At 72.9% G+C, this 26,468-nt stretch carries 17 protein-coding genes; 13 read left to right on the top strand and 4 right to left on the bottom strand.

From position 1 onward, the window contains the following. Nucleotides 1–63: 63 nt before the first annotated feature. Complete coding sequence (locus FHU37_RS17570; protein ID WP_312892655.1) at nucleotides 64–1,338, bottom strand: PQQ-dependent sugar dehydrogenase; 1,275 nt, start codon at nucleotides 1,336–1,338, stop codon at nucleotides 64–66. Between the two features lie 238 nt (nucleotides 1,339–1,576). Between FHU37_RS17570 and FHU37_RS17575 the strand changes: the two genes are divergently transcribed. From FHU37_RS17575 to FHU37_RS17610, 8 genes are all read left to right on the top strand, one after another. After that, nucleotides 1,577–2,521 (top strand): 2-hydroxyacid dehydrogenase, encoded by a 945-nt coding sequence (locus tag FHU37_RS17575; RefSeq protein ID WP_179815113.1) that lies wholly within the window; start codon nucleotides 1,577–1,579, stop codon nucleotides 2,519–2,521. A 621-nt stretch (nucleotides 2,522–3,142) separates the two neighbouring features. Then, nucleotides 3,143–6,490, top strand: a complete 3,348-nt coding sequence (locus FHU37_RS29375) for a putative bifunctional diguanylate cyclase/phosphodiesterase (protein WP_179815114.1) — start codon at nucleotides 3,143–3,145, stop codon at nucleotides 6,488–6,490. A gap of 344 nt (nucleotides 6,491–6,834) precedes the next feature. Further along, nucleotides 6,835–8,643: an acetolactate synthase large subunit gene (locus FHU37_RS17585; protein WP_179815115.1), complete on the top strand. Its 1,809-nt coding sequence runs from the start codon at nucleotides 6,835–6,837 to the stop codon at nucleotides 8,641–8,643. Nucleotides 8,644–8,726: 83 nt separating this feature from the next. Further along, nucleotides 8,727–9,251, top strand: coding sequence for an acetolactate synthase small subunit (ilvN, locus tag FHU37_RS17590; RefSeq protein WP_179815116.1), 525 nt, complete (start codon nucleotides 8,727–8,729; stop codon nucleotides 9,249–9,251). Between the two features lie 162 nt (nucleotides 9,252–9,413). Beyond that, entirely contained in the window at nucleotides 9,414–10,412 is a 999-nt protein-coding gene (gene ilvC / locus FHU37_RS17595; protein ID WP_179815117.1) for a ketol-acid reductoisomerase, read from the top strand. Nucleotides 10,413–10,785: 373 nt separating this feature from the next. Further along, on the top strand, nucleotides 10,786–12,375 hold the full coding sequence (gene serA, locus FHU37_RS17600) for a phosphoglycerate dehydrogenase (RefSeq protein WP_179815118.1): 1,590 nt from the start codon (nucleotides 10,786–10,788) through the stop codon (nucleotides 12,373–12,375). Between the two features lie 100 nt (nucleotides 12,376–12,475). Next, the gene (locus FHU37_RS17605; protein ID WP_179815119.1) at nucleotides 12,476–13,519 is read left to right on the top strand and encodes a 3-isopropylmalate dehydrogenase; all 1,044 of its coding nucleotides are present in this window, start codon (nucleotides 12,476–12,478) and stop codon (nucleotides 13,517–13,519) included. A 286-nt stretch (nucleotides 13,520–13,805) separates the two neighbouring features. Continuing rightward, complete coding sequence (locus FHU37_RS17610) at nucleotides 13,806–14,972, top strand: branched-chain amino acid aminotransferase (protein WP_179815120.1); 1,167 nt, start codon at nucleotides 13,806–13,808, stop codon at nucleotides 14,970–14,972. 55 nt (nucleotides 14,973–15,027) lie between these two features. Here the strand turns inward: FHU37_RS17610 and FHU37_RS17615 are convergent, their stop codons facing one another. The 3 genes from FHU37_RS17615 to FHU37_RS17625 are packed head-to-tail and all read right to left on the bottom strand — an operon-like array spanning nucleotide 15,028 to nucleotide 18,516. Further along, a complete protein-coding gene (locus FHU37_RS17615; RefSeq protein ID WP_179815121.1) occupies nucleotides 15,028–15,720 on the bottom strand; it encodes a hypothetical protein in 693 nt (230 codons plus the stop codon). An 11-nt stretch (nucleotides 15,721–15,731) separates the two neighbouring features. Next, on the bottom strand, nucleotides 15,732–18,011 hold the full coding sequence (locus FHU37_RS17620) for a DUF6571 family protein (protein WP_179815122.1): 2,280 nt from the start codon (nucleotides 18,009–18,011) through the stop codon (nucleotides 15,732–15,734). A 4-nt stretch (nucleotides 18,012–18,015) separates the two neighbouring features. Further along, nucleotides 18,016–18,516 (bottom strand): hypothetical protein, encoded by a 501-nt coding sequence (locus FHU37_RS17625; RefSeq protein ID WP_179815123.1) that lies wholly within the window; start codon nucleotides 18,514–18,516, stop codon nucleotides 18,016–18,018. Nucleotides 18,517–18,949: 433 nt separating this feature from the next. Between FHU37_RS17625 and cimA the strand changes: the two genes are divergently transcribed. The 5 genes from cimA (at nucleotide 18,950) to FHU37_RS17650 (ending at nucleotide 26,408) form a co-directional block, all read left to right on the top strand. Then, nucleotides 18,950–20,614: a citramalate synthase gene (gene cimA, locus FHU37_RS17630; protein WP_179815124.1), complete on the top strand. Its 1,665-nt coding sequence runs from the start codon at nucleotides 18,950–18,952 to the stop codon at nucleotides 20,612–20,614. Between the two features lie 350 nt (nucleotides 20,615–20,964). Further along, nucleotides 20,965–22,707 (top strand): GEVED domain-containing protein, encoded by a 1,743-nt coding sequence (locus FHU37_RS29055; protein ID WP_179815125.1) that lies wholly within the window; start codon nucleotides 20,965–20,967, stop codon nucleotides 22,705–22,707. Between the two features lie 264 nt (nucleotides 22,708–22,971). After that, nucleotides 22,972–23,295, top strand: coding sequence for a DUF2563 family protein (locus tag FHU37_RS17640; RefSeq protein ID WP_179815126.1), 324 nt, complete (start codon nucleotides 22,972–22,974; stop codon nucleotides 23,293–23,295). An 18-nt stretch (nucleotides 23,296–23,313) separates the two neighbouring features. Continuing rightward, nucleotides 23,314–24,846, top strand: coding sequence for a WXG100 family type VII secretion target (locus FHU37_RS29060; protein WP_179815127.1), 1,533 nt, complete (start codon nucleotides 23,314–23,316; stop codon nucleotides 24,844–24,846). Between the two features lie 95 nt (nucleotides 24,847–24,941). Further along, nucleotides 24,942–26,408: a S8 family serine peptidase gene (locus FHU37_RS17650; protein WP_179815128.1), complete on the top strand. Its 1,467-nt coding sequence runs from the start codon at nucleotides 24,942–24,944 to the stop codon at nucleotides 26,406–26,408. Nucleotides 26,409–26,468: the final 60 nt, after the last annotated feature.

Here is a 26,468-nt window from a genome sequence, read left to right on the forward strand (position 1 = left end):
CGCCCGGCGACGGGGACGCGGCCCCGGGGCCGGGGTGTCGGGCCGGGGTGTCGGGGCGGTGGCTCAGCTCACCGTCAGCCGCAGGATCCGGTCGTCGCCCTCCCGTGGTTCGCCGCGGCCGTCGGTGTTGCTGGTGGTGACCCACAGGCTGCCGTCGGGGGCGGCGACGACGGTGCGCAGGCGCCCGTACTCGCCGACCAGGTGGTCCACGGCCTCCCCGGCCGCCTCCTCGCCGCGCAGCGGGACCTGCCACAGGCGCTCGCCGGTGACCGCGCCGATCCAGGCGCTGCCGCCGACGACGGCGATGCCGACCGGTCCGGCCTCGTCGGTGCCCCACTCCACGACCGGGTCGACGAGGCCGGTGCCGCCGCCGAGGGTGCCCTCGGCCATCGGCCAGCCGTAGTTGCCGCCGGGGGTGACCAGGTTCAGTTCGTCGCGGCGCTGGTCGCCGAACTCGGTGACCCACAGCCGGCCGTCCGCGTCCCAGGCGAGGCCCTCGACGTTGCGGTGCCCGTAGCTGTAGACCAGGGAGTCCTCGAACGGGTTGCCGGGGGCGGGTCGGCCCTGCGGGGTCATCCGCAGGATCTTGCCGGCCGGTGAGTCGAGGTCCTGGGCGCGGGAGCGGTCGCCGGCGTCCCCGGTGGTGGCGTAGAGCATGCCGTCCGGTCCGAAGGCGAGCCGCCCGCCGTTGTGGTAGACGTTCGCCGGGATGCCGGTGACCAGCGGCTCGGGCTCGCCGAAGGAGGCGTCGGACTCCCGGTAGGGCAGTACGGCGATGCGGTTGTCCTCGCCGGTGGTGTACTGCACGTACAGCCGCGGGTCGTCGGCGAAGTCGGGGGGCACGGCCAGTCCCAGCAGCCCGCCCTCGCCCCCGGGCGCGGTGGCCACGCCGGGCACGGTGCCCGCCTCGGCGACCTCGCCGCCCTCGGGCGCCACCAGGAGCAGCCGGCCGGTGTCCCGCTCGCCGACCACCGCCCGCCCGTCCGGCAGGAACGCGATGCCCCAGGGCGTGGTCAGGCCGGTGGCCACGGTGTCGGCGAGTTCGGGTCGGGCCACGCCGTCCGGCCCGGCCTCGCCGGTGGCGGTGGCGGTGGCGGAGCCGGTGGGTGACGGGGCGCCGGCGGTGGCCGAGGGCGTCGCGGCGCCGGTGGGGGAGGCGGCGCCGTCCCCATCGGAGCCGGGGGAGGTGCAGGCGGCCGGCGCCGCGAGCGCCAGCAGCGCGGCCGCGGCAGCGGTGGCGCGTCGGGCGAGGGTGTGCCAGGGGCGTCGGGGTGGGGGTCCGCCGGCTCCCACCGGGCCGGTCGTGGTGGTGGGAGGGGGGTGCGGGGGAGTGGGCACGGCTGCTCCTTCGGTGGGTGTCACCCGTACGGCGGCACCCGTTCTGGTGGCTTTTCGGCGTGTCCGCGCACCGGGCCGTCGGCCGGATCCCCGCCCGTTCCCGGGCCGGTGGGGCCGCGCGACCGGGCATTTGCCGTTGGCACATGCCGGAGGAATTGGCCGCATTCGGCCATTTCGGCCGTCGGAGCCCGTCGCGCGCCCTCGGTCGCGGACCGCGCCGGTGGCGTAGCCTCCTGTCATGGCTGAGCTAACGCACTCCTCCGCCCGCGTGGTGTGGTCGCCCTTCTCCGCCGAGGAGATCGGGGACCTGCCGGCCGACGTGGACGTCCGGGTATGGGACGGCAAGGGACCACTGCCCGGCCCGACCGAGGACGTGGAGTTCTTCGTGCTGCCCTACCTCAGGGCGCGGGCGGGGATGCTGCTGACGCCCGACATGCCGAAGCTCCGGGTGGCGCAGTCGCTCACCGCCGGCGTGGACAACCTTCTGGACCTCCTTCCCTCCGGCGTGACGCTGTGCAACGCGCGCGGGGTGCACGACGCCGGGACGGCCGAGCTGGCGCTGACCCTCACCCTGGCCTCGCTCCGTGGCATACCCGACTTCGTCCGGGCCCAGCCGTCCGGGCAGTGGTTGTTCGGGTTCCGCCCGGCGCTCGCCGACAAGGTGGTGCTGCTGGTGGGCTACGGCTCCATCGGCCAGGCCGTCGAGGACCGGCTGCTGCCGTTCGAGTGCGACGTCATACGCGTGGCCCGCACGGCCCGTCAGGGGCCGCGCGGGCCGGTGCACGCGCTGGAGGAGCTGCCGCGGCTGCTTCCCCGCGCCGACGTGGTGATCGTCATCGTGCCGCTGACGGACGAGACCCGGGGACTGGTGGACGCCGAGTTCCTGGGCCGGATGAAGGACGGCGCGCTGATGGTGAACGTCGCCCGCGGGCCGGTGGTGGTCACCGACGACCTGCTGGGGGCCGTCGGCGAGGGTCGGCTGCTGGCCGCGCTGGACGTCACCGATCCGGAGCCGCTGCCTCCGGAGCACCCGCTGTGGCGCGCCCCCGGCACCCTGATAAGCCCGCACGTCGGCGGCGCCAACTCGGCGTTCCAGCCCCGCGCGCTGCGGCTGGTGCGCCGGCAGCTGGCGCGCTGGCTCGGCGGCGAGCCCCTGGAGAACGTGGTGGCCGGGCCGGCCTGAGCGGGGCGTCGGAACGGGCGCCCGCCGACGAGCAGCCCCCGCGCCACCAGGCGAAACGGGGCTTTCGTAGGCGACCCTTCGTCAGTTACTCTGTGTAGAGTAATGTATATCGTAGAGTGACTCCGTAGCGGGCCGCAGTCCGCGTCCGCACCGCCGTGGAGATACTCCCCCGCGAACGGGGCAGCCGCACCGGCAGGTGCGCCGGGCGGGCGGTCCCAGCAGCGAGGACGCGGCGGGCGGGACCGGCCGGCGGACAACAGCACACACAGGACGGAACGCGGCGGCACCCGCACGGGGAGTGCACGGCGGCCGCGAGCGTCGAGGGCCCGAGACCACAGGACTGGAACCGCGGGACGTGGAACAGCGGAGCTTGGGACAGCAAGGCCGGCAGGCCACCGGATCGGGGGCCACCGGGGCGCGGATCGTCGGGACGGCCCGGCGACCCCGCCAGGAACCGGACGGAACGGACACGGGCGCGGAAGCCGCCGAGAAAACGTGTCCGGGTGTGAGGGGGCGATGGGGGATGAACGGGAACGAGCGGGCCGGCCGGCGGCCGGCCGGCACGAAAGTCGGTTGTTAACCTTGTCCGGGTCCACGCAACGGCGGGCCGAGAAGGCGGGCGTGCGGCAGCTCCTGTGCATGCCCGTGCCGCTCGCCGCCGCGATCTGCCTGATGTACACCGCCGGAGCCGCCTGGGGCTGGGGCAACGAGCGGCTCGCCCTGATCATGGGGGACTTCGGCCTCGGCGCGGCCGGGCTGGTCGCCGCGCTCGCCTGCCTGCGGCACGCGCTGCTGCGGTCCCGCGGCCGCGAACGGGCGGCCTGGCTGCTGTTCACCGTCTCGGCGTTCGCCATGGCCATGGGCAACTGCCTGTGGGGATGGTACGAGCTGATCGAGGGCGTCGCGGTGCCCACGCCCTCGCTCGCCGACGTCTGCTTCCTGCTGTTCGCCCCGGCCGCCATGGTGGGCCTGGCGATGCTCGCCCAGCGCCCGCGCGGCGCCGTCGACTGGCTCTGCCTGGTGCTGGACGCCTGCCTGGTCGGCGGCTCGCTGTTCGTCATGATCTGGAACCTGGCCCTGTCCAGGTCCGGCGGGGAGGACGAGCCGCTGCGCACCGTCCTGGTGCTCGCCTACCCGGTGCTGGACATCCTGCTGATCAGCCTGCTGGTGGGGCTCCGGCTGCGGGTGCCGGGCGACGGCGGCGGAGGACGCCGGGCGCTGCACGCCGCGCTCGCCGCCCTCACCCTGACGGTGGTCTGCGACGCCCTGTGGGCCTCCCCGGACATCCGGGACACCTACCGCTCCGGCGGGCTGCTGGACGCCGGCTGGTTCGTCGCCTTCATGTTGCTGGCCTGCGCACCCTGCATCGGCGGGCAGCGCGACGCGGCCCACTCCCGGCGCGGCACCCGGCCGGCCGACGCCGCCACGGGGGCGCCCGCCGCCACGGCGGAGCCGTCCCCGACCGCGCCCGAGCACGCCGGGAGCGCTCCCGGCGAGCCGGCCCCCGCGGACGGCGAACCCGGTGGGACCGAGCCGGCCGAGACCCCCACCACCGCCACGGCCACCACCGCACCCTCGGCCGCCGAGGCCGTCCTGGCCGCAGCGGCCGGCGCCGGGGCCGGTGCCGCGACGGGCGAGGCCGGCGACGGCGGCGACGACCCCGCCGGCGGCGCCGAGGCGCCGGTCAGCGTGTGCCCGTCGACCCTGCTGCGGACCGTGCACCCGGAGGCGTTCGACGAGCAGGGCCGGCCCACCCTGCCCGCGCCGGTCCCCACCGTGTGCCCCTCCACCCTGCTGCGCACCGTGCACCCCGAGGCGTTCGACGACTCCGGACCCGGCTCCATCCCGGCGCCCCGGTCGGCCAGCACCACCGCCATGCCCCGGGCCAGCACCCGGCTGTCCGTGGTCACCCCCTACATCGCCGCCGTGGTGTGCATGCTCGGGGTGCTCTGGGACGCCCTGTCCAGCCGGGAGCAGGACCCGGTGGTCGCGGCCTGCGGCGCCACCGTCATCTTCGTGCTGGTCGCCCGGCAGGGCATCCTGCTGATCGACAACATGACGCTGGCCCGCGACCTCGCCGCCCAGGAGGGCCACTACCGCTCGCTGGTGCAGGACTCCAGCGACGTGCTGATGATCGCCGGACCGGACGGCCGGCTGCGGCACGTCAGCCACGCCTCGCTGCACGTCCTGCACACCCCGGCGGAGCAACTGGTCGGCACCACGCTGGACGACCTGGTGCACACCGAGGACCGCGGGCACGTGCTCTTCGAGATCCGGCGCTTCCTCGCCCGCGAGGCGGCCGGCGCGCCCGCCTCCCGCATCGAGTTCCGCGCCCGCTCCGGCGCCGGCGCCGGGCAGTGGCTGCACGCCGAGGCCGCGATCAGCCACCACCGAGAGGGCCTGCTGCTCAACGTGCGGGACGTCTCCGAGCGCGTCCGGCTCCAGCAGCAGCTCCAGCACAACGCCTTCCACGACCCGCTCACCGACCTGCCCAACCGCGCCCTGTTCGTCAAGCGGGTGCAGCAGGCCCTCGGCGGGCGGCGCTCCCAGGACAGCTCGGTGGCCGTGCTCTTCGTCGACCTCGACGGCTTCAAGCAGGTCAACGACACCGCCGGCCACCAGGCCGGGGACACCCTGCTGGTGCGCGCCGCCCGCCGCCTGGAGAGCTCCGTGCGCACCGGGGACACCGTGGCCCGGCTCGGCGGCGACGAGTTCGCCGCGCTGATCTGCGGCGTCGAGCACAGCCACCTGCTGGAGATCGCCGAGCGGCTGCTGACCGCGCTGTCCGAGCCGTACTCCGCCGACGGCATCGAGATCCCGGTGGCCGCGTCCATCGGCATCGCCCACGCCCTCCCCGGGGAGACCCCGGACGAGCTGATGCGCAACGCCGACCTGGCCATGTACCGCGCCAAGGCCCAGGGCAAGGGCCGGGTCGTGCTGTACGCCCCGCACATGCACGCCGACGCGGTGCGCCGCCTGGAGCTGGAGAGCTCGCTGCGCCGGGCGATCAACGGGGGCGACTTCACCGTCCTCTACCAGCCGGTCGCCGACCTGATCGACGGCCGCGTGGTCGCCATGGAGGCCCAGGTGCGCTGGCGCACCGCGGGCGGCGGGCCGCTGCCGGACGAGGAGTTCCTGCGCCGCGCCGAGCAGGGCGGCCGGGCCCTGCCGCTGGCCCGCTGGCAGGTGGAGCGCGCCCTGGAGCAGGCGGTGCGCTGGTACCAGCAGGGCTACCGGGTGCCCGTGCTGGTGCCGCTCAGCGCGGCCCGCCTGGGCGCTCCGGGCGTGTCCGAGGCGGTGGCGGCCGCGCTCACCCGCACCCGGCTGCCCGGCCGGATGCTCACCCTCCAGCTCCAGGAGGGCCCGGAGCTGGGCCGGGTGGACGAGCTGCGCCGCCTGCTGGCCGCCTTCGCCCGGCTGGACGTCGGCTTCGCCCTCAGCGGGCTGGGCACCGGCAGCGTGCCGCTCTCCCTGCTGCACCAGCTTCCGGTGGACGTGCTGCGGCTGGACCGTTCGCTCACCGCCACCCTGGGCGGCGGCGCGCGGCGCCGGAGCGTGGCCCCGGCGACCGCGCCGGCCGGCGGCGTCGAGGAGCCGCTCGGGCCCGGCACCGGGCGGGTGCCCGGGCCCGCCGCCGCGCCCGCCGAGGAGTGGGAGTGGGACGGCTCCGGGCGGGCCGCGGCGGTCGCCGGCTCGCTGATCGGCCTGGGACGGGAGCTGAACCTGACCGTGGTGGCCGACGGCATCGAGTACGCGGACCAGATCGCCGCGGCCCGCGCCCTGGGCTGCACCGCCGGACAGGGCCCGCTGGTGGCCGGCCCGGTGGAGGCCGGCGACGTCCTCGGGCTGCTCGCCCGGGGCGCGGTCACCGTGGGCGCGGACCGCGGCGCGCTGGACGCGGCCGGCCTGCCCGGTTTCCGCCGTGAGGAGGGCGGATCGGTCACCGCCTCGGCCGAGACCACGCGGTGACCGCCGCCGGATGCGGTCGGTGGCGGCGGACGGGGAGCGAACGGGGGACGCGCGTCCCGAATCCCGAGACGCGCGTCCCACCAACTTGACAGTCGTGCGGGGCCGGGAGGAGGGTCGTGCCATGCGCACCCGGATTCTCGTACTCGGCAGGCGCATCGGCTGACCCCGGAGCCCGCAGGCCCGGCAGACCCAGCTGATGCGCTTCCCCTCGCTTGCCCAATGGCACGAGGGGTTTTTTGTTGCCCCGATCACCGATCACGCATTCGCCAGCCCCGTCCGGGGCGGCGGCGCCACCAGGCACCCGGCACCGCCCCCACCGGACCACAGCGAGAGAAGACACGCAGATGACCGACCAGGCAGCCGCGCAGCAGGCCGCGGCCACGCGGACCGCCGAGGTGATCACGGGTGCGTCCGCGCTCATCAGGGCCCTGGAGGCGGTGGGCGCCGACACCGTCTTCGGCATCCCGGGCGGCGCCATCCTGCCGGCCTACGACCCGCTGATGGACTCCACCGAGGTCCGGCACGTGCTCGTCCGCCACGAGCAGGGCGCCGGCCACGCCGCCGAGGGCTACGCCCTCGCCACCGGCAAGGTCGGCGTCTGCATGGCGACCTCCGGCCCCGGCGCCACCAACCTGGTCACCCCGATCGCCGACGCGCACATGGACTCCGTCCCCATGGTCGCGATCACCGGCCAGGTGGCCAGCTCGACGATCGGCACCGACGCCTTCCAGGAAGCCGACATCTGCGGCATCACCATGCCGATCACCAAGCACAACTTCCTGGTCACCGACCCCGACGAGATCGCCCCGACGATCGCCGCCGCCTTCCGGCTGGCCGCCACCGGCCGCCCCGGCCCCGTCCTCGTCGACATCTCCAAGGACGCCCTGCAGGCCCCCACCCGGTGGAAGGGCCTGGACGCCGGCGCCGCCGAGCTGCCCGGCTACCACCCGGTCACCCGGCCGCACGCCAAGCAGATCCGCGAGGCGGCCCGGATGATCGCCGCCGCCCGCCGCCCCGTCCTGTACGTCGGCGGCGGCGTGCTCAAGGCCCGCGCCTCCGCGGAGCTGCGCGAGCTGGCCGAGCTGACCGGCGCGCCCGTCGTCACCACCCTGATGGCGCTGGGCGCCTTCCCGGACAGCCACCCGCAGCACCTGGGCATGCCCGGCATGCACGGCACCGTCGCCGCCGTCACCGCCCTGCAGAAGTCCGACCTGCTGATCACCCTCGGCGCCCGCTTCGACGACCGGGTCACCGGCCGGCTGGACACCTTCGCCCCGGACGCCAAGGTCATCCACGCCGACATCGACCCGGCCGAGATCTCCAAGAACCGGGTCGCCGACGTGCCGATCGTCGGCGACGCCCGGGAGGTCATCAGCGACCTGACCGCGGCGCTGCGCGCCGAGCACCCGGGCGGCCTGCGGCACGGCCTGGACGCCTGGTGGGAGCTGCTGGACCGCTGGCGCTCCGCCTACCCGCTGGGCTACGACCTGCCCGAGGACGGCTCGCTCTCCCCGCAGCTGGTCATCGAGCGGCTGTCCGCGTTGTCCGGCCCGGAGACGATCTTCACGGCCGGCGTCGGCCAGCACCAGATGTGGGCCGCCCACTACCTGCGGCACGAGCACCCGCACACCTGGCTGAACTCCGGTGGCGCCGGCACCATGGGCTACGCGGTGCCCGCCGCCATGGGCGCCAAGGCCGGCCGCCCGGAGGCCACCGTGTGGGCCATCGACGGCGACGGCTGCTTCCAGATGACCAACCAGGAGCTGGTCACCTGCGCCGTCAACAACATCCCGATCAAGGTCGCCGTCATCAACAACGGCAACCTCGGCATGGTCCGCCAGTGGCAGACGCTCTTCTACAACGAGCGCTACTCCAACACCGGCCTGAACACCCACCCCGGCACCGCGACCGGCCGGCTGCCCGACTTCGTGAAGCTGGCCGAGGCGATGGGCTGCGTCGGGCTGCGCTGCGAGAGCCCCGACCAGCTCGACGCCACCATCGAGAAGGCCATGGCGATCAACGACGCCCCGGTCGTCGTCGACTTCGTCGTCCACCAGGACGCCATGGTCTGGCCGATGGTGGCGGCCGGCACCTCCAACAGCGAGATCCTGGCCGCCCGGGACGTGCGCCCGGACTTCGGCGACGAGGACTGACCGGCGCCCCGCGCCGGCCCCACCGCCCCGCCGCGACCACCCGACCGCCCGACCCGCCAGCCGCCCCGGAAGGCCCGTCCCCCATGACCAAGCACACCCTCTCCGTCCTGGTCGAGAACAAGCCCGGCGTCCTCGCCCGCATCGCCGCGCTGTTCTCCCGCCGCGGCTTCAACATCGACTCCCTCGCCGTCGGCCCCACCGAGCACCCGGACATCTCCCGGATGACCATCGTGGTCAACGTCGAGTCGCTGCCGCTGGAGCAGGTCACCAAGCAGCTCAACAAGCTGGTGAACGTGCTCAAGATCGTCGAGCTCGACCCGGCGGCCGCGGTCCAGCGCGAGCTCGTCCTGGTGAAGGTCCGGGCGGACAACGAGACCCGCTCGCAGGTGAGCGAGATCGTCCGGCTGTTCCGCGCCAAGACCGTCGACGTCTCGCCCGACGCCGTCACCATCGAGGCGACCGGCAGCTCCGACAAGCTCGACGCCATGCTGCGCATGCTGGAGCCGTTCGGGGTGAAGGAACTCGTCCAGTCCGGCATGGTGGCCATCGGCCGCGGCGCGCGCTCGATCACCGACCGCTCGCTGCGCGCCCTGGACCGCAGCGCCTGACCCGGGCCACGCCCCGGCACCGTCCTCGGGCCCGCGGCGCTCGCCGCCGCGGGCCCACCACGGCCCCTCCCGCCACCGGCGAGGCCGTACGATCACCCCAGATACGCCGGGACCCGACCGCAGGGCGGGTCGGCGGCCATCCCAAGCAAGGAGAAGCCTGACGTGGCTGAGCTGTTCTACGACGACGACGCCGACCTGTCCATCATCCAGAACCGCAAGGTGGCGGTGCTCGGCTACGGCAGCCAGGGGCACGCGCACGCCCTGTCCCTGCGCGACTCCGGCGTCGACGTGCGCGTCGGCCTGCCGGAGGGCTCCAAGAGCCGCGCCAAGGCGGAGGAGGCCGGCCTGCGCGTCGTCACCCCGGCCGAGGCGGCGGCCGAGGCCGACGTGATCATGATCCTGGTGCCGGACCCGATCCAGGGCAAGGTCTACGAGGAGGCCGTGCGGGAGAACCTCAAGGACGGCGACGCGCTGTTCTTCGGCCACGGCTTCAACATCCGCTTCGGCTTCATCAAGCCGCCGGCGGGCGTCGACGTGTGCATGGTCGCCCCCAAGGGCCCGGGCCACCTGGTGCGCCGCCAGTACGAGGAGGGCCGCGGCGTGCCGTGCATCGTGGCCGTCGAGCAGGACGCCACCGGCAAGGCGTTCGAGCTGGCCCTGTCCTACTCCAAGGGCATCGGCGGCACCCGCGCCGGCGTCATCAAGACCACCTTCACCGAGGAGACCGAGACCGACCTGTTCGGCGAGCAGGCCGTGCTCTGCGGCGGCGCCTCGGCCCTGGTCAAGGCCGGCTTCGAGACCCTGGTGGAGGCCGGCTACCAGCCGGAGATCGCCTACTTCGAGTGCCTGCACGAGCTGAAGCTCATCGTCGACCTGATGTACGAGGGCGGCCTGGAGAAGATGCGCTGGTCCGTCTCCGAGACCGCCGAGTGGGGCGACTACGTCACCGGCCCGCGCATCGTCACCGACGCCACCAAGGCGGAGATGAAGAAGGTGCTCGCCGAGATCCAGGACGGCACCTTCGCCAACAACTGGATGGCCGAGTACAACGCCGGCCTGCCGAAGTACAACGAGTACAAGAAGGCCGACTCCGAGCACCTGCTGGAGACCACCGGCAAGAAGCTGCGCAAGCTGATGAGCTGGGTGGACGAGGAGGCGTGAGCCCTTCGGCGTAACCCGCCGGGCCCCTTCCCCAGCGAGCGCCCCGCCGCGCCACGGCCGCCCCAACCGTCGGCCCGACGCGGCGGGGCGCCGCCGTATCGGCCGGCGGGGCGCCCCGATCGTCGGCTTGTCGCACCATCCGGGCGCGTCCCGCCGCGTCGTCCCAACCGCCGCACGGGAAAAGGCAGTTCCTACCGCCCGAGATGACCCCGCAAACCTCCGTAGACACGTCTGTGATGTGACTGCCCACACAGCCGCTTTCCGTTATGGCTAGACTCGGCCGCGTGCGCGTCAGGCCCACAGCGTCGTGCGTCTCCCACGCGGCAACCCTCACCATCCGCGAACTTCCGCGACACCGCGAAGGACAACAGCCGTGAGCAAGCCCGTCGTTCTCATCGCCGAAGAACTCTCGCCCGCCACAGTCGACGCGCTGGGGCCGGACTTCGAGATCCGCCACGCGAACGGCGCGGACCGCGCCGAACTCCTGTCGGCCATCGCCGACGTCGACGCCATCCTGGTGCGCAGCGCCACCAAGGTCGACGCCGAGGCCATCGCGGCGGCCGGCAAGCTCAAGGTCGTGGCCCGTGCGGGGGTCGGCCTGGACAACGTGGACGTCCCCGCCGCCACCAAGGCGGGCGTCATGGTGGTCAACGCCCCCACCTCGAACATCGTCTCCGCCGCCGAACTGGCCTGCGGACTGATCATCGCCACCGCGCGCAACATCCCGCAGGCCAACGCCTCGCTGAAGGCGGGGGAGTGGAAGCGGAGCAAGTTCACCGGTGTCGAACTCACCGAGAAGACCCTCGGCGTGGTCGGTCTGGGCCGCATCGGCGTGCTGGTCGCCCAGCGAATGTCGGCGTTCGGCATGAAGATCGTCGCCTACGACCCCTACGTGCAGCCGGCCCGCGCCGCGCAGATGGGCGTCAAGCTGCTGTCGCTGGACGACCTGCTCGCCGAGGCGGACTTCATCACCGTCCACCTCCCCAAGACCCCGGAGACCGTCGGCCTGATCGGCGACGAGGCGCTGCACAAGGTCAAGCCCTCGGTGCGGATCATCAACGCCGCGCGCGGCGGCATCGTCGACGAGGTGGCCCTGGCCAGCGCGCTGAAGGAGGGCCGGGTCGCCGGCGCCGGCCTGGACGTCTTCGCCTCCGAGCCGTGTACCGACTCCCCGCTGTTCGAGTTCGACTCCGTGGTGGTCACCCCGCACCTCGGCGCCAGCACCGGCGAGGCCCAGGAGAAGGCCGGCATCGCCGTCGCCCGCTCGGTACGGCTCGCGCTCGCCGGCGAGCTGGTGCCGGACGCGGTCAACGTGCAGGGCGGCGTGATCGCCGAGGACGTCCGTCCCGGCCTGCCGCTGGCCGAGAAGCTGGGCCGCATCTTCACCGCGCTGGCCGGCGAGGTCGCGCTCCGCCTCGACGTCGTCGTGGCCGGCGAGATCACCCAGCACGACGTCAAGGTGCTGGAGCTGTCCGCGCTCAAGGGCGTCTTCGAGGACGTCGTGGAGGGCTCGGTCTCCTACGTCAACGCGGCGCCCATCGCCCAGGAGCGCGGTATCGAGATCCGGCTGACCACCAGCTCGGAGAGCAACGAGCACCGCAACGTGATCACCGTCTCCGGCACGCTCGCCGGCGGCCAGGAGGTCTCCGTCTCCGGCACCCTGGCCGGGCCCAAGCACCAGCAGAAGCTGGTCGGCGTCTCCGGCTTCGACATGGACCTCCCGCTCACCGAGCACATGGCCTTCCTGCGCTACGTGGACCGCCCCGGCGTGGTCGGCACCCTCGGCCGGCTGCTCGGCGACGCCCAGGTGAACATCGCCGGCATGCAGGTGGCCCGCGCCGACCGCGGCGGCGAGGCGCTGATCGCGCTCACCGTGGACAGCGAGATCCCGCCGGCCGTGCTCTCCGAGATCGCCGCGGAGATCGGCGCCACCTTCGCCCGCTCGGTCAACCTCACCGACTGAGCGGCCCCGCACCCCGCCGGAGACGGGCCGTCCGCCATACCCATCGTCCGTATGGCGGACGGCCCGTGTCAGCTGGCGGGACAAGGAGTAGGGTGCCGCCATGTCGCGCACTCTCCGCCTCGCAGTGATCCCCGGTGACGGCATCGGCCGGGAGGTGACCGCGGAGGGCCTGAAGGCCCTGAACGCCGCGCTCCCCGCCGACACCAAGCTGGACACCGTCGACTACGACCTCGGCGCGGGCCGCTGGCACCGCACCGGCGAGACGCTGCCCGACTCCGTCCTGGAGGAACTGCGCCAGGCCGACGCCATCCTGCTCGGCGCCATCGGCGACCCGACCGTCCCCTCCGGCGTGCTCGAGCGCGGTCTGCTGCTGAAGCTCCGCTTCGCCTTCGACCACCACGTCAACCTGCGGCCCTCCCGCCTGTACCCGGGCGTGGCCTCGCCGCTGGCCGCTCCCGGCGACATCGACTTCGTCGTCGTCCGCGAGGGCACCGAGGGCCCGTACGTCGGCAACGGCGGCTCGCTGCGCACGGGCACCCCGCACGAGGTGGCCACCGAGGTCAGCCTGAACACCGCCTTCGGCATCGAGCGGGTCGTCCGCGACGCCTACCGCCGCGCCCAGGCACGCCCGCGCAAGCACCTCACCCTGGTGCACAAGAACAACGTGCTGGTGCACGCCGGCCACCTGTGGAAGAACATCTTCGACCGGGTCGGCCAGGAGTACCCCGAGGTCACCACCGACTACCTGCACGTCGACGCCGCCACCATCTTCATGGTCACCAACCCGGCGCGCTTCGACGTCATCGTCACCGACAACCTCTTCGGCGACATCCTGACCGACCTCGCGGCCGCCATCTCCGGCGGCATCGGCCTGGCCGCCAGCGGCAACATCAACCCCTCGGGCGACTTCCCGTCCATGTTCGAGCCGGTCCACGGCTCCGCCCCGGACATCGCCGGCACGGGCAAGGCCGACCCGACCGCCGCCGTGCTCTCCGTCGCCCTGCTGCTGGAGCACCTCGGCCTCGCCGAGCAGGCCACCCGGATCCACGACGCGGTCGCCGCGGACATCGCCCAGCGCTCCGCCGCCGGCCCCCGCACCACCAGCCAGATCGGCGACGCCCTGGCCGAGCGAGTAGCCGGCTGAGCGCCGGCACCAGGGCAGCACGAGACCCCGACGGGGGCGGACCCACCCGCCCCCGTCCCCCTCGAACCCCCTCCGGCGCGACCGACACGGCGCCCGGCGGGGGTTCGAATCCTTCCCGGGGGCGCGGCGAACGGCCGCGCTCCACGTCTGTCGGGCGCCGGCGTCGGGTGCGACCATCGACCCATGGGCCGATGTCCCGGTCTGGCCCGATCCGTTCCGAACCAGGAGCGGACCGGACCGGGCCGCGAACGGCCCGACACGACCAACGGTGAAGGACAACGCAGCGATGACCACTCCCACCCCCGCAGAGCCCGCCCTTACGGCGGACCTCCACATCGACCGCAAGCCCACGTCGGAGCCGCTGCCCGCCGCGCGCCGCGCCGCACTGATGGCCGACCCCGGATTCGGCCGCGTCTTCACCGACCACATGGTCTCCATCCGCTGGAGCGCCGGCCGCGGCTGGCACTCCGCGGAGCTCGTCCCCTACCAGCCGCTCTCCATCGACCCGGCGAACATGACCCTGCACTACGGGCAGGCCATCTTCGAGGGCCTCAAGGCCTACCGCTGGGCGGACGGCAGCATCGCCACCTTCCGGCCGTGGGCCAACGCCCGCCGCTTCCAGGCCTCCGCCCGCCGCCTGGCCATGCCCGAACTGCCCGAGGAAACCTTCCTGGCGGCCATCGAGGCGCTCGTCGAGACCGACCGGGAGTGGGTGCCCACCCGCGAGGAGGAGAGCCTCTACCTGCGGCCCTTCATGTTCGCCATGGAGAACGGCCTCGGCGTCCGCCCCGCCGCCGAGTACCTCTTCCTCCTCATCGCCTCCCCCGCCGGCGCCTACTTCTCCGGCGGCGTCCAGCCCGTCTCCGTCTGGCTCTCCAAGGAGTACGTGCGCGCCGCCCCCGGCGGCACCGGCGCCGCCAAGTTCGCCGGCAACTACGCCGCCTCCCTGGTCGCCCAGGCCCAGGCCGCCGAGCAGGGCTGCGACCAGGTCGTCTGGCTCGACGCCAAGGAGCGCCGCTGGATCGAGGAGATGGGCGGCATGAACCTGTACTTCGTCTACGGCGGCGGCACCGACGGCGACCCCACCCCGACCATCGTCACCCCCGAGCTCTCCGGCTCCCTGCTCGCCGGCGTCACCCGCGACTCCCTCCTCCAGGTCGCCCGGGACCTCGGCTACCGCACCGAGGAGCGCCGGATCAGCGTCGAGGAGTGGCAGCGCGGCAACGCCGACGGCACCCTCACCGAGGTCTTCGCCTGCGGCACCGCCGCCGTCATCACCCCGGTCGGCTCCGTCAAGTCCGCCGCCGCCTCCTGGACCGTCGGCGACGGCACCGCCGGCGACATCACCATGCGCCTGCGCCGCGCCCTCACCGACATCCAGACCGGCCGCGCCGAGGACACCCACGCCTGGATGCACCGCCTGGTCCCCCCGACCACTCCCACGGCCTCCTGAGCAGCCCTCTCCCGTTCCGTGCGGGCGGGCAGGCCCGCCCGCACGGAACGGGGCCTCACTCCAGCTTCACCCCGGTGGGAGTGACCTGGACCTCTGTCAGGGCCACCGGGAGCGCCGACAGGTTCGCGTCCTCCTCACAGCCCAGCTCCAGTGCCGCCCTCCCGGCCATCTCGGTCAGCAGGTCCATCGTTGCCTGGGCCATCTCCGCGGTGGGCGGACGGGTGTCGGGGAAGCGAATCCTGAGCTGGGTGTAGGCCAGGCGGCCGGCAGGGCAGTCGAAGGTGACGGACGCGAGGACCTCTGTTCCGTCCGGTTCGGGACCGATGCCGTTCGGGTCTCCTTCGTGCAGCGTCTGGGCGAAGGCCCAGTGACCGTTGCCGGGCGCTTCGTAGGCGGTCCGAGTCTGTCCGTGGAGCAGCAGCGGGAACCACGGTTCCGTCTCGATGGCGGGCTCCGCCAAGGGCTCCGCAAGGAACTCGACGACGGCTCCCTCCGTCGAATCGAAGCGGCAGTCGACCCGAGAAGTGATCTCCTCGACGTTCTCTGCGCCGGCGTGAAATGTCTCCGGATCGATCTCTCCGGCAACCGGAAGCAGATAATCGCGCATGCGGTCACCCGGCATTCCCCAGCAGTGCGGAAGCGGTGCGGCTTCCTGATTCTGGCCGGAGCTGCACGAACAGAGAGAAAGCGCTGCGAACGCGACGAGGGCGTGTCGAACCCTGCGCCGCCGTCCCGTGTTCGGTGCCATGGTCGAGCCTCCTATACCGGCGGCCACGCCGCTTCGTTCTCGTGGGACTCGGTGCCGATGACGTAGCCGGACCGCGCGGCGTCGGACAACGTGATACGCAGGTTGTCCGCCGTCTCGCCGGGCGCCAGGTTTCCGTCACGCAGGGACGTGTCCAAGGCGTGCTCGACCGGAGTCATGGGATCCCAGAACGAGTTCTCGTAAGCGGCTCTGCTCGCCGCTTCGCTCTCCTGAAGCGGATTCCGTACGTGCGCTTCGGTGATGCGTCCGACGAGGTCGGAAACGACCTGGTTCGTCGCGCCGGCCGCCACCGGGACGACGATTCCGGTGACCAGCGGCCCGCCGGGTACGGCGGCCGCTCCGATACCCACCGCCACACTCGCGCCCGCCGAGACCCAGGAGGTCCGCTGGGCGAGACTCTGGTTCGCCTCCTCAGCCGCCGCTGCAGCGTCGCTGCCAGCCTGCTCCGCCATGGAAGCGGCGAGGAGTCCCTGGACGGTGCCATTCGTGGTCACCGCCGACACGAGGGGAGCCTGGTCGAGAGGGGTGCTGGCGTCGAATCCGGGCACCATTTGTTGCACTAGAGAGGAGGTGTACATCTGCTGGGCCATGTTCATGGTGGCATGTGAGTCCGGATGCGTGCCCAGCATGCTGATGAAGTTCAGTGCGGCATCCTGACCGGGTGTCGCATGAGCAGACTGCCGGGACGCCTCACTTCCGTAATAGCTACCCTCCATGGTCTGTTCGCCGTTGATGGCGAAGTTCAGGTCGTCGACGTAGGCCGCGCCCAGCTCTCCGAAGCTGTCCATCATGTTCGCGGTGACGTTGACGGAAGCCGGATCGCTGGTCAGGCCGATCGTGCGCTCGAAGAGAGCCGCCATCTCGGGGGTCCGCATCGGCGGCGGGGCGTCCGGATCGGTGGAGGGGACTTCGTATCCAGTGGCTCCGACGCGCAGCGCGTGGGCGAATGCGTCCTGTCCCGCGGTCCCGTCCACCGGCACAGGGGCGTCCGGTGCTCCGTCGGAGGGCCACTGCCGCTGTTGGAGGAAGTACGCCAGATTGTCCGTGGGCTCGGTATCCGTGAAGAACCCAGTGGACGCCTCCGGCGAATGCGCCAGCGCGTGCATCAGGCCGGTCATCGGGTCGTAGCCCCAGTCCGCGGTGTTCCGCCCCGCCGACGACTCCTCCCCGATGAAGTTCATCTGGATGTAGTCGTCGTGGCCGGACCAGTTGGCCCTGCCGTCCTCCCAGACACCCGGGTCGCCGTTCTCGAACTCGACCATCCGGTTGCCCACGGTCTGGACGAACGCCGGGTCGTACTCGCCCGTCCGCATCAGGTTGGCCAGCACCTGGAACCCCAGCGGGGAGTTGCGTCCGCCCGGGAACCGGTCGTCCCCGGCCTCCATCAGCTGGTTCACCCAGGCGTCGGCCACCCGGGGGCCGCTGTCACCGTGGGTCGCGACGGCGAGCGCCACGCCCAGGTTCTCCTGGAGGTTCGCCATGTTGCGCAGGTAGGTCTCGTCCCCGTCCTGGAGCGTCGCCCCGAGGCTCATCTGCGTGTAGTACTCCATCAGCCCGTCCGGTCCGAGCTCGTTCATCAGTGCTGTCGCGAACACCGGATCGCGCCCGTTCCTGGCCAGCCACTCGTTCATCGCGGTGAACGCCTCCGGGCTGATGTCGTAGCCCTGCTGGATCCAGGCGGCCACCATCTCGGCCTCCTGGAGCGCGATCATGTCCCCGACCGCCTGGCCGTTGAAATCCAGGGTGCGCTCCTCGACGTGGGCCCGCAGCGCCGACGCGACCTCCTCGTCGTAGTCGGCGGCCTCGCTCAGCAGGGCGGTCAGCCGCTCGTGGAACTCCTCCGCCCTCCGCTGGGTCTCCGTGATGGTGCTCTGGTACAGATCCGGGTCGTTGCGACGCACCGTGTCGTCGACTTCCCAGCTGATGGAGCCGTCGCTGTGGAGCTGGATGTAGTCCGCCGCCGAGATCTCCTCCTCGATCTCGCGCAGCCGGCTCTGGCAGGCCCCCAACCTCCCGGCGAGGTGTTCCAGGGAGTCCCCGATGGCACGCGCCTCCGTCGCGGCGGCAGTGAGCTGCTCGTTCTGCCGACTGATCATTTCGTGGGCGTAGCCGTGGGCGGTCCCGCTCCATCCGTCCTGGGTGAGTGGCGTGACGACCCTCTCGGTCATCACGGTGTCCAGCTCCTCCAACGCCTGCGCGGTCTCCGCCCACTTGGTGGCGGCGTCCGTGATCCTCGCGACGTCGAGCTCCTTGAGGTGGGCGTAGGTCGTCATCGGCTCATCCCCCCACGCCCGGAGTCATGCCGTCGGCGATCCCCTGGTCGACGGCGAAGTACTGACCCTGGGTGCTGGCGAAGTTGTCACTGACCCGAACCAGGGTCGCGTAGAGGTGGTTCACCTTCTCCGACCAGCGTTCGGCGACCGTGGTGAGGGCTCCTCCGCTCGCCCAGCCGGCCAACTCGGCGCTGGCGGTCTCCGTCTCGGCCTCGGCCTTTCCGGCGGCGGCCCTGAAGGCTCCCTCGATCTCCGCCGAGGCCTGGCGGCAGCTCTCCAGCACCCACGGTGCGACCGTGATGGTCTCGGATGCGCTCGGTGCACCGCCGTCGTCGAGGGCGCGCAGCACGGTGGCGACGTCGCCGTCCGGACGGGAGCCGTCGCCGTTGCCGCGCATCGCGGCGATGATGTCGCTGCCACCGGGCGACGCGTCCCCGGTCGCCCCCTCGCCGCCGGAGGGCGGCGTCGGCTCGCCGCCCCGCATGACGTCCTGTAATCGAGACATTCCACTCCCTGGCGCGCAGCGTGGCGCCCCGTGACGCCGCGCGAGCACGGTGATCGATCGTAATCGAACGAACGCGGAGAGCGCCACGGTTGCCTGGGGGCTCCACGCGGGCCGGCGCCGTGGTGGGGGACCGCAGGGTGAGACCGGCTCTGTCTCCGGCGCGGGGATGTGTAAGGATGGGCCGTATGCCGCAGCTGATGATTATTGGCAGCAGGCGCGCCGGTCCGCAGTGACCGCCCCCGGGCACCCACTCCCCGCGGGCGACACCGTGTCCCAGACCCGCGCGCAGACCTCTCGCACCCGCGAGGGGTCTTTTTCGCATCATGGCTGGTTTCCGCCTCACCCGGGCGGGCAGTCGGAGGCGAACGCCACCGCGGGGGAGCGGGACAGTGGTGCCGGAGAGAATCAGGAATCCGGACAGGAGAAGACCACGATGGCCGAGGGCACCAACTCCAGCTCGGAGCACGTCGATCCCCAGGCAGCGCCGATCGGCGGACCCGACGACTCCTTCCACGTGTTCGACACCACGCTGCGCGACGGCGCCCAGCGGGAGGGCATCAACCTCTCGGTCGCCGACAAGCTGACCATCGCCCGCCTGCTGGACGAGTACGGCGTCGGCTTCATCGAGGGCGGCTGGCCCGGCGCCAACCCCCGTGACACCGAGTTCTTCAGCCGCGCCGCCCGCGAACTCGACCTGCGCCACGCCCAGCTCGTCGCCTTCGGCTCCACCCGCCGCGCCGGCACCACCGCGGCCGAGGACCCGCAGGTCGCCGGGCTGGTGGAGTCCGGGGCGCCGGTCGTCACGCTGGTCGCCAAGTCGCACGACCGGCACGTGGAGCTGGCCCTGCGCACCACCCTGGAGGAGAACCTGGCGATGGTGCGGGACACCGTCGCCCACCTGCGCGGGCTCGGCCGGCGCGTCTTCGTGGACTGCGAGCACTTCTTCGACGGCTACCGGGCCAACCGGGACTACGCGCTGTCCGTCGTGCGCGCCGCCTCCGAGGCGGGCGCGGACGTCGTGGTGCTCTGCGACACCAACGGCGGGATGCTGCCCGCGCAGGTCGCCGAGATCGTCGCCGACGTCCGCGAGACCACCGGCGCCCGGCTCGGCATCCACGCCCAGGACGACACCGGCTGCGCCATCGCCAACACGCTCGCCGCCGTGCAGGCCGGGGCCACCCACGTGCAGTGCACCGCCAACGGCTACGGCGAGCGCGTCGGCAACGCCAACCTGTTCCCGGTGGTGGCAGCGCTCGAGCTCAAGCTCGACCGGCCCGTGCTGCCCGCCGGGAACCTGCGGGAGAGCACCCGGGTCTCGCACGCCATCGCCGAGGTGGTCAACCTGGCGCCCTCCACCCACCAGCCGTACGTGGGCGTCTCCGCCTTCGCCCACAAGGGCGGCCTGCACGCCTCCGCCATCAAGGTCGACCCCGACCTGTACCAGCACATCGACCCCGAGCTGGTCGGCAACAGCATGCGCATGCTGGTCTCCGACATGGCCGGCCGCGCCTCGGTGGAGCTCAAGGGCAAGGAGCTCGGGTACGACCTGTCCGGTGACCGGGAGCTGGTCGGGCGGATCGTCGCCCGGGTCAAGGAACGCGAGAAGACCGGCTACACCTACGAGGCCGCCGACGCCTCCTTCGAACTGCTGCTGCGCGACGAGGTGCGGGGCCGCCGGGAACGCTACTTCACCCTGGAGTCCTGGCGCGCCATCACCGAGCACCGGGAGGGCGAGGGCGGACCGGTCGAGGTGAACGAGGCCACCATCAAGCTGTGGGCCAAGGGCGAGCGCATCGTCGCCACCGGGGAGGGCAACGGCCCCGTGCACGCGCTGGACCAGGCGCTGCGCATCGGCCTGGAGCGCATCTACCCGCAGCTCGCGCAGCTCCAGCTCACCGACTACAAGGTGCGCATCCTGGAGAACCGGCGCGGCACCGAGTCGGTGACCCGGGTGCTGGTGGAGACCAGCGACGGCAACGGGGAGTGGAACACCGTCGGCGTCGGCAGCAACGTGATCGCCGCCTCCTGGGCCGCGCTGGAGGACGCCTACACCTACGGCTTCCTCCGGGCCGGAGTACCGATGCCGGACGCCTCCTGAGGCACCGCCCGGCGGCGGGCGGGGGTGGGCGGCGGTTCGCTCCGGCGGAACCGCCCTGCGGGTACAACCAGGGGATGTTCATCGGCTGATCCGGTGATACGACGAGTGTCCGGCCCGGCGCCGGGCCGACGCCCGGGCCACGCTCGGGGGGCTGGGGTGCGCGGCGCCATCGGCGCACCGCGCACCACAGCCCCGCCCCCACCGAGCGCGACCCGCAGGAGAACCCGATGGGCCCACGCAGCGCAGGCCACCGCCCACCACCCGCCCGCCCCTCCGCTGGCCGCCGACACCGACGGCCCGGCCGTCCCGGCCTCCGCGGCCGGGCCGGCGTCCTGATCACCCTCAGCGGCATGGCACTCGCAGGGGCCGGCGCGTTCGTGGTCGGCACCTCGGCCGACGCCTACCAGCGCGCCACGGAGTGGGACGCCGGTACCGCCGCCCTTCCCTCCGGACTGCGCGTCACCTTCACCGAATCCCGCGGCCCCGACACCAGCAGCCTCTACCTCCAGCCGGACGGCGTGCTGCCCGAGGACACCCAGGGCCTGCTCGACCCGGTCGACATGACCGGCGCCCCCGCCCACACCGCCCGATGGGAGCTCGACGACTCCAGCACCTACGACGAGTGGCGGCGACTCGGCAGCCAGACCCTGGAGTTCTCCCGCCCCGTCCGCGACCCCCGGCTCCACCTGTACAGCGGCGTCGCCTGGTCCCACGACCAGGGCAGCAAGCTGGTCGCGCCGCGCCTGACCCTCACCGGCGGCGACCCCGACACACCGACGCTGCGCCTGGTGTCGGGCGGCGCCGGGTACACCGTCACCGACCAGGCGATCGCACCCGGCACCAGCACCTCGGGCTACGACTCGGCCGATCGCTGCGCGGCCGCACCGTCCGCCGACCCGGCCACCGCCTCCACACCGCGCGACCCCTCCTACTTCTGCGGCACCGTGGAACTGGGCGGCACCCTCACCTCCGCCACCTTCCAGGTGGACGCAGTGCTGCTGCGCCAGGGCATCGGAACCACCGCGGAAGTCTCGCTGCGGCACCAGGTCGCGGTCTCGGTGGACGAGGACCTCGGCAACGCGCCCGCCGGCTACGGCGACGCCTCGGCGGTGATCTCCGACGTCTACCTGGGCGCCGACGCCACCGCCGACCGGGCCACCACGGTGAGCGCGGTCCCGGAGAACGACACGGCCACCACCACCGGCACGGGTACCGGCTCCGGCTCCGGCGGCGCGGGCGGCGCGGCCAGCCCCGGTGACGCCGCCGCGGAGCGCGAGGAGGACGACGTCAACGACGCCGCCGTGCGCTACGCGGAGGAGGCCGTGATCGGCGAGCCCTACACCATGACCGTGCCGGTCACCGGTGGCTCCGGCGAAACCACCCTGGCCGGCTGGATCGACTGGAACGGCGACGAGAGCTTCGCCGAGGAGGAGCGCGCCACCGCCGAGGTGCCGGCCGGCGCCGACTCCGCCGAACTGACCTGGACCGTGCCCAACGACGCGGCCTCGGGTGACGTCTGGTCCCGGCTGCGCATCGGCTACTCGGCCGAGCAGACCGGCGCGCCGACCGGTCGGGCCGACTCCGGCGAGGTGGAGGACCACCTGCTGGAGGACGTCGTGGTGCGGGTCGCCGCTCCCACGATCGACGTGCCGAGCCACGCGGGCGACGCCTCGCCCACGGCCGCGCTCCCCAACCTGTCCGGCACCGGGCTGCCCGGGGCGACCGTGACGGTCCACGAGGCCGGCGGCACCGAGGTGTGCCGCGCCCCCGTCGCCGCCGACGGCACCTGGAGGTGCACGCCCCCCGCCGGGACCCCGGCCGGCGACCACCAGCTGTACGCGGTGCAGATCAGCCCGGACGGCGCGATCTCCCCGCCCAGCAGCCAGGTGGTGATGACCGTCGGAGCCGGTGGGTCCGGTGGGTCCGGTGAGGCCGGTGGTGGCGAAGGGGATGCCGGCACGGGCGACGTCGGCGACACGGCTGATGCCGGGGCCGACGGGGAGACCGGGGACGCCGGGGAGACCGGCACCGGGGAGGGTGAGGCGCCGGCCGACGCGAAGGGGCAGGACTTCGTCGAGCCGGCACCCCGTTAGACGATCGGCAGCTCATCAGGCGAGCCTCGAAAGGCAGTCCAGCGGCACCGCGTGGTGGCCCCGTTCCGTTGCGGACGGGGCCACCGGCATGTCCGGGTTCCGTGGGAGGATGGTCCTACCGAATGTTCCAGACCTGATACTGATGCTCCGTTGGGGCCCATCACCCCGCGGCGTAAAGTGTTGCCATGCTGGAGAGCTGTCGCCACGGGACGAGGATGCGGCAGCGGCGAGGACACCGTTGAGGAGACACAGGGGGGCTGTGGCGTGGCCGCGGACGGATTCGACGTAGCAGTCGAGGACCTGGAAGAGTTCATCACCAAGATCGATGGACTGCTCGCTGACATGGAGCCGATCACCGACACGATCTGCCGTCTCGACGTGCTCGGACGCGGCCACGTGGGAGGCAGCCAGTTCCAGGAGGCGGAGCTCCTCTACCAGGCTCACATCGCCAAGCGGAACCAGGTCGAGCGCGTCCTCAACGACCTCCGGGGCCTGCTCGGACAGTTGAACGGGAACGTTCAGAACGCCGCGACGAGCTACCAGCAGACGGACGACAACGAGGCCGCGGCATTCGGCGGCACTCGGTAGGGAATGGGGGCCTACCAGATGTCTGGCAATATCACGCCGTTCTCCTCGTACGACCTCGGCGCCCTGCGCGACATGGTGATGAGCGCGAACCCGGCGGAGCTCCGGGACGCCGCTTCCACCTACGGGCAGCTCGCCACCGACCTGACCGAGGTCGCCGACTTCCTCAGGAACAAGGCCGAGACACTGGCCAGTGCCTGGACCGGTGCGGCCTCCGACGCCTTCCTGGAGGAGGCCCGCCGCATCCAGACGGATGCCGTCAACGCCTCGACGGGGTGCACCGAGGCGCAGACCGCGATGACCAACGCCGCCGGAGCCTTGGAGGTCGCCCAGCAGAACATGCCGGACGAGCCCAGCGCCTGGGAGAGCTTCACGGACGCGGCCGGAAACTTCTTCACCGAGGGCACGGACTACCGCAACCAGGAGGACTTCGTCGCCGCGGTCGAGGAGCGCGGTGGCGACCGTCAGGAGGCGCTCGACCGGTGGGCGCAGCGCATCTCCGAGGGTGAGGAGCGCCGTCAGCAGGCCATCATCCAGTTGGAGACGCTGGGGTCCGTCTACCAGGAGTCGGCCACCACGCTGAACCCGGACGCCGAAGTGTGGACCCCGGATGACCCGGATCAGTCCAACGACTCCGGTGGCGGTGGGAGCACCAATAGGCCGAGTGTGTCCGACGGCGGTGGCGGCACCCCGGCGGGCCCGGGTGGCGGTGGCGGCTACGTCGGTGGCGGGGGTGGCGGCACTCCCGGCCTGGGATATGGTCCCGGCCCCGGCGCTCCCGGTGGCACGGTGGGCTACAACCCGAGCGACGGCGGCGGGAACTACGGAGGCCAGGTCTTCGGGCCCAACGGGATCGGCAACGGCGGCACCGCGCCGCTCGGCAACGTGGGGACCGGCCTGGACAGTTGGTCCCCGCCCTCCGGCGGACAGGTCATCGACGGCGGAATGCCCCCTGGCGGCGGCAACACCCAGGGCACTCCCCCCGGTGGCGGTACGACCAACCACGTCGGCCCCGGTGGTATGCCGCCCGGTGGTGGAAACGTCTACCGTCCCGGTGGCAGGCCGAGTGGCGGGCCGGGCGGTAGGCCCGCCGTTGGCGGCGGCGGCGCGGGGTACCCCCGTGCCGGTGGTGGCACGACCGGCGGCGGCACGGGTGGCCGCTCCGGTTCGGGCGCCGGTGGTCGTCCCGGCATGGGCGGCATGGGTGGTGCCGGCGCCGCCGGTGGCGCCGCGCGTGGCGGCGGCGGTGCCGCACGGGGCGGAGCGCGTGCGTCCCGCGCCGGTGGAGTCGTCGGGGCCCCGCAGGCCGGAGCCGGCCGCTCCTCGGCGTTCACCCAGGGCGGTAGTGGTATCGGCCAGGGACGCCGTGGCGCGGCGGGCGGACGTGGCGCCGCCGGCGCCGCGGGCCGTGGCGGCCTGTACGGCGCTCGGCCCAACAACGGCCGCCCGCGGGAGGAAGAGGAGCGGCAGAGGGAGCGCGCCGACTACCTGGTCGAGGACGAGGAGACCTGGACCAGGGGGCAGCGGCCCACGACTCCGCCGGTCGTGGAGTAGGCCGGGTACGACGGCTTGACAGTAGGTATCGTGCGCCTAGCACACCGACGGACTAGGCGCGCGATACCTCCCGCGCCGAATGGAGTGGTGCGGAGATGAAGAGCCGTCGATCGGCGAGCTTGCTGCTGTGTGCGTTGGTCGCGAGCAGCGTGGTGCTGGCCTCGACGTCGCCAGCGGTTGCCGATGAGATCCGTGACCAGCAGTGGCCTTTGGTGGAGTACGACGCCGAGCACATCTGGCAGGAGTCTCAGGGTGAGGGTGTCGTGGTGGCTGTCCTGGACAGCGGAGTGGACGCCACCCAGGCGGACCTTGAGGGGCAGGTGCTGCCTGGCTTCGCCACCGACACGGACAGCGAAGCGACCAATGAGGACCCGACAGGCCACGGAACCGCCATGGCAGCGCTGATCGCTGGTCATGGGCACGGTCAGGGACAGGAATCGGGTGTCAAGGGCCTCGCGCCCCAGGCACAGATCCTCCCAGTGGTGGTTGGGGCGGAGGCGGCACCGGGAGAGGTGGGGGAGGGCATCCGCTGGGCTGTTGACCATGGCGCCGACGTCATCAACATTTCCCGTGTGACGGGCGAACTCACGACCGATCGCGAGGCCGTCGAGTATGCCTTGGCCAATGACGTGGTCGTGGTGGCCGGGATGGGGAACGATGGGGCGGGGCCCGAGTTCCCGGGTTACCCCGCCGCGTACCCAGGAGTCGTGGCCGCGACCGGCGTCAATCGCGATGCGACGCCGTGGGAGCAGACGAACTACGGTCCTCATGCCGTTGTGGCGGCGCCTGCCGACGGCATCATGGTGCCCATGCCAGGGGGGGAGTACGACACCGTCGATGGCACCAGTGCCGCCAGTGCCTTCGTCTCCGCCGCCGCGGCGTTGGTGCGGGCGAAGTTCCCCGACCTGACGGCCGGGCAGGTGGTGAACCGGCTGGTGCAGACGGCGCAGATTCCCGGTGGCGCGCCCGGCGAGGTCCCGGACCCCTACTACGGGTACGGCATCATGCGTCCCTACCAGGCGCTGACCGAGGACGTGGAGCCCGGCCCCGAGCAGGGGCCGTTGCTGGACGAGCTGCCGCAGGCGGAGGGGGCCGAGCCCTCGGCGGAGGGCGCCGCTCCGGATGACGGGGGCGGCGAGGGCGAGGCGGCCGACGAGGGCGGCTCGGGGGTGCTGGTCGCCGCGATCGTGGGCGGCGTGGTGGTCGTCGGACTGGTCGTGCTGGTGATCGCGCTCGGTGCCCGCTCGCGTCGCCGTCGGGAGCGCGACCGGGACTCCGGCGGGCCCGGTGGAGGCGGCGGCCCCGGAGGAGGCCCCGGCGCCCCGGGCGGCCCGGGAGTGCCGGGCCAGCAGGCGCCGTTCCCGCCGGCGGCGGGGTACGGGCCCGGTCCGCAGCAGCAGAGCGGCTACGGCGGCGGCTACGGGCAGCCGTACCCGCAGGCACAGCCCTATCCCCAGGCGCAGCCGTACCCCCAGGCACAGCAGTGGCCGCAGCAGGCGACGCCGCCGGTGCCCGGGCACCCGCAGGCCCAGCAGCCGCCCTACCACCAGCCCGGGAGCTAGTCGCTCTGCGGACCCGCGGACCCGCGGAACGGCGGCCCCCGGCGCGCGAACGGCGGTTCG

Source organism: Allostreptomyces psammosilenae, assembly GCF_013407765.1.
Classification (GTDB): domain Bacteria; phylum Actinomycetota; class Actinomycetes; order Streptomycetales; family Streptomycetaceae; genus Allostreptomyces; species Allostreptomyces psammosilenae.

Coding starts and splice junctions, on each gene's coding strand:
- FHU37_RS17575 (WP_179815113.1), top strand. CDS start 1,577: ATGGCTGAGCTAACGCACTCCTCCGCCCGCGTGGTGTGGTCGCCCTTC.
- FHU37_RS17585 (WP_179815115.1), top strand. CDS start 6,835: ATGACCGACCAGGCAGCCGCGCAGCAGGCCGCGGCCACGCGGACCGCC.
- ilvN (WP_179815116.1), top strand. CDS start 8,727: ATGACCAAGCACACCCTCTCCGTCCTGGTCGAGAACAAGCCCGGCGTC.
- FHU37_RS17605 (WP_179815119.1), top strand. CDS start 12,476: ATGTCGCGCACTCTCCGCCTCGCAGTGATCCCCGGTGACGGCATCGGC.
- FHU37_RS17610 (WP_179815120.1), top strand. CDS start 13,806: ATGACCACTCCCACCCCCGCAGAGCCCGCCCTTACGGCGGACCTCCAC.
- FHU37_RS17615 (WP_179815121.1), bottom strand. CDS start 15,720: ATGGCACCGAACACGGGACGGCGGCGCAGGGTTCGACACGCCCTCGTC.
- FHU37_RS17620 (WP_179815122.1), bottom strand. CDS start 18,011: ATGACGACCTACGCCCACCTCAAGGAGCTCGACGTCGCGAGGATCACG.
- FHU37_RS17625 (WP_179815123.1), bottom strand. CDS start 18,516: ATGTCTCGATTACAGGACGTCATGCGGGGCGGCGAGCCGACGCCGCCC.
- cimA (WP_179815124.1), top strand. CDS start 18,950: ATGGCCGAGGGCACCAACTCCAGCTCGGAGCACGTCGATCCCCAGGCA.
- FHU37_RS29055 (WP_179815125.1), top strand. CDS start 20,965: ATGGCACTCGCAGGGGCCGGCGCGTTCGTGGTCGGCACCTCGGCCGAC.
- FHU37_RS29060 (WP_179815127.1), top strand. CDS start 23,314: ATGTCTGGCAATATCACGCCGTTCTCCTCGTACGACCTCGGCGCCCTG.
- FHU37_RS17650 (WP_179815128.1), top strand. CDS start 24,942: ATGAAGAGCCGTCGATCGGCGAGCTTGCTGCTGTGTGCGTTGGTCGCG.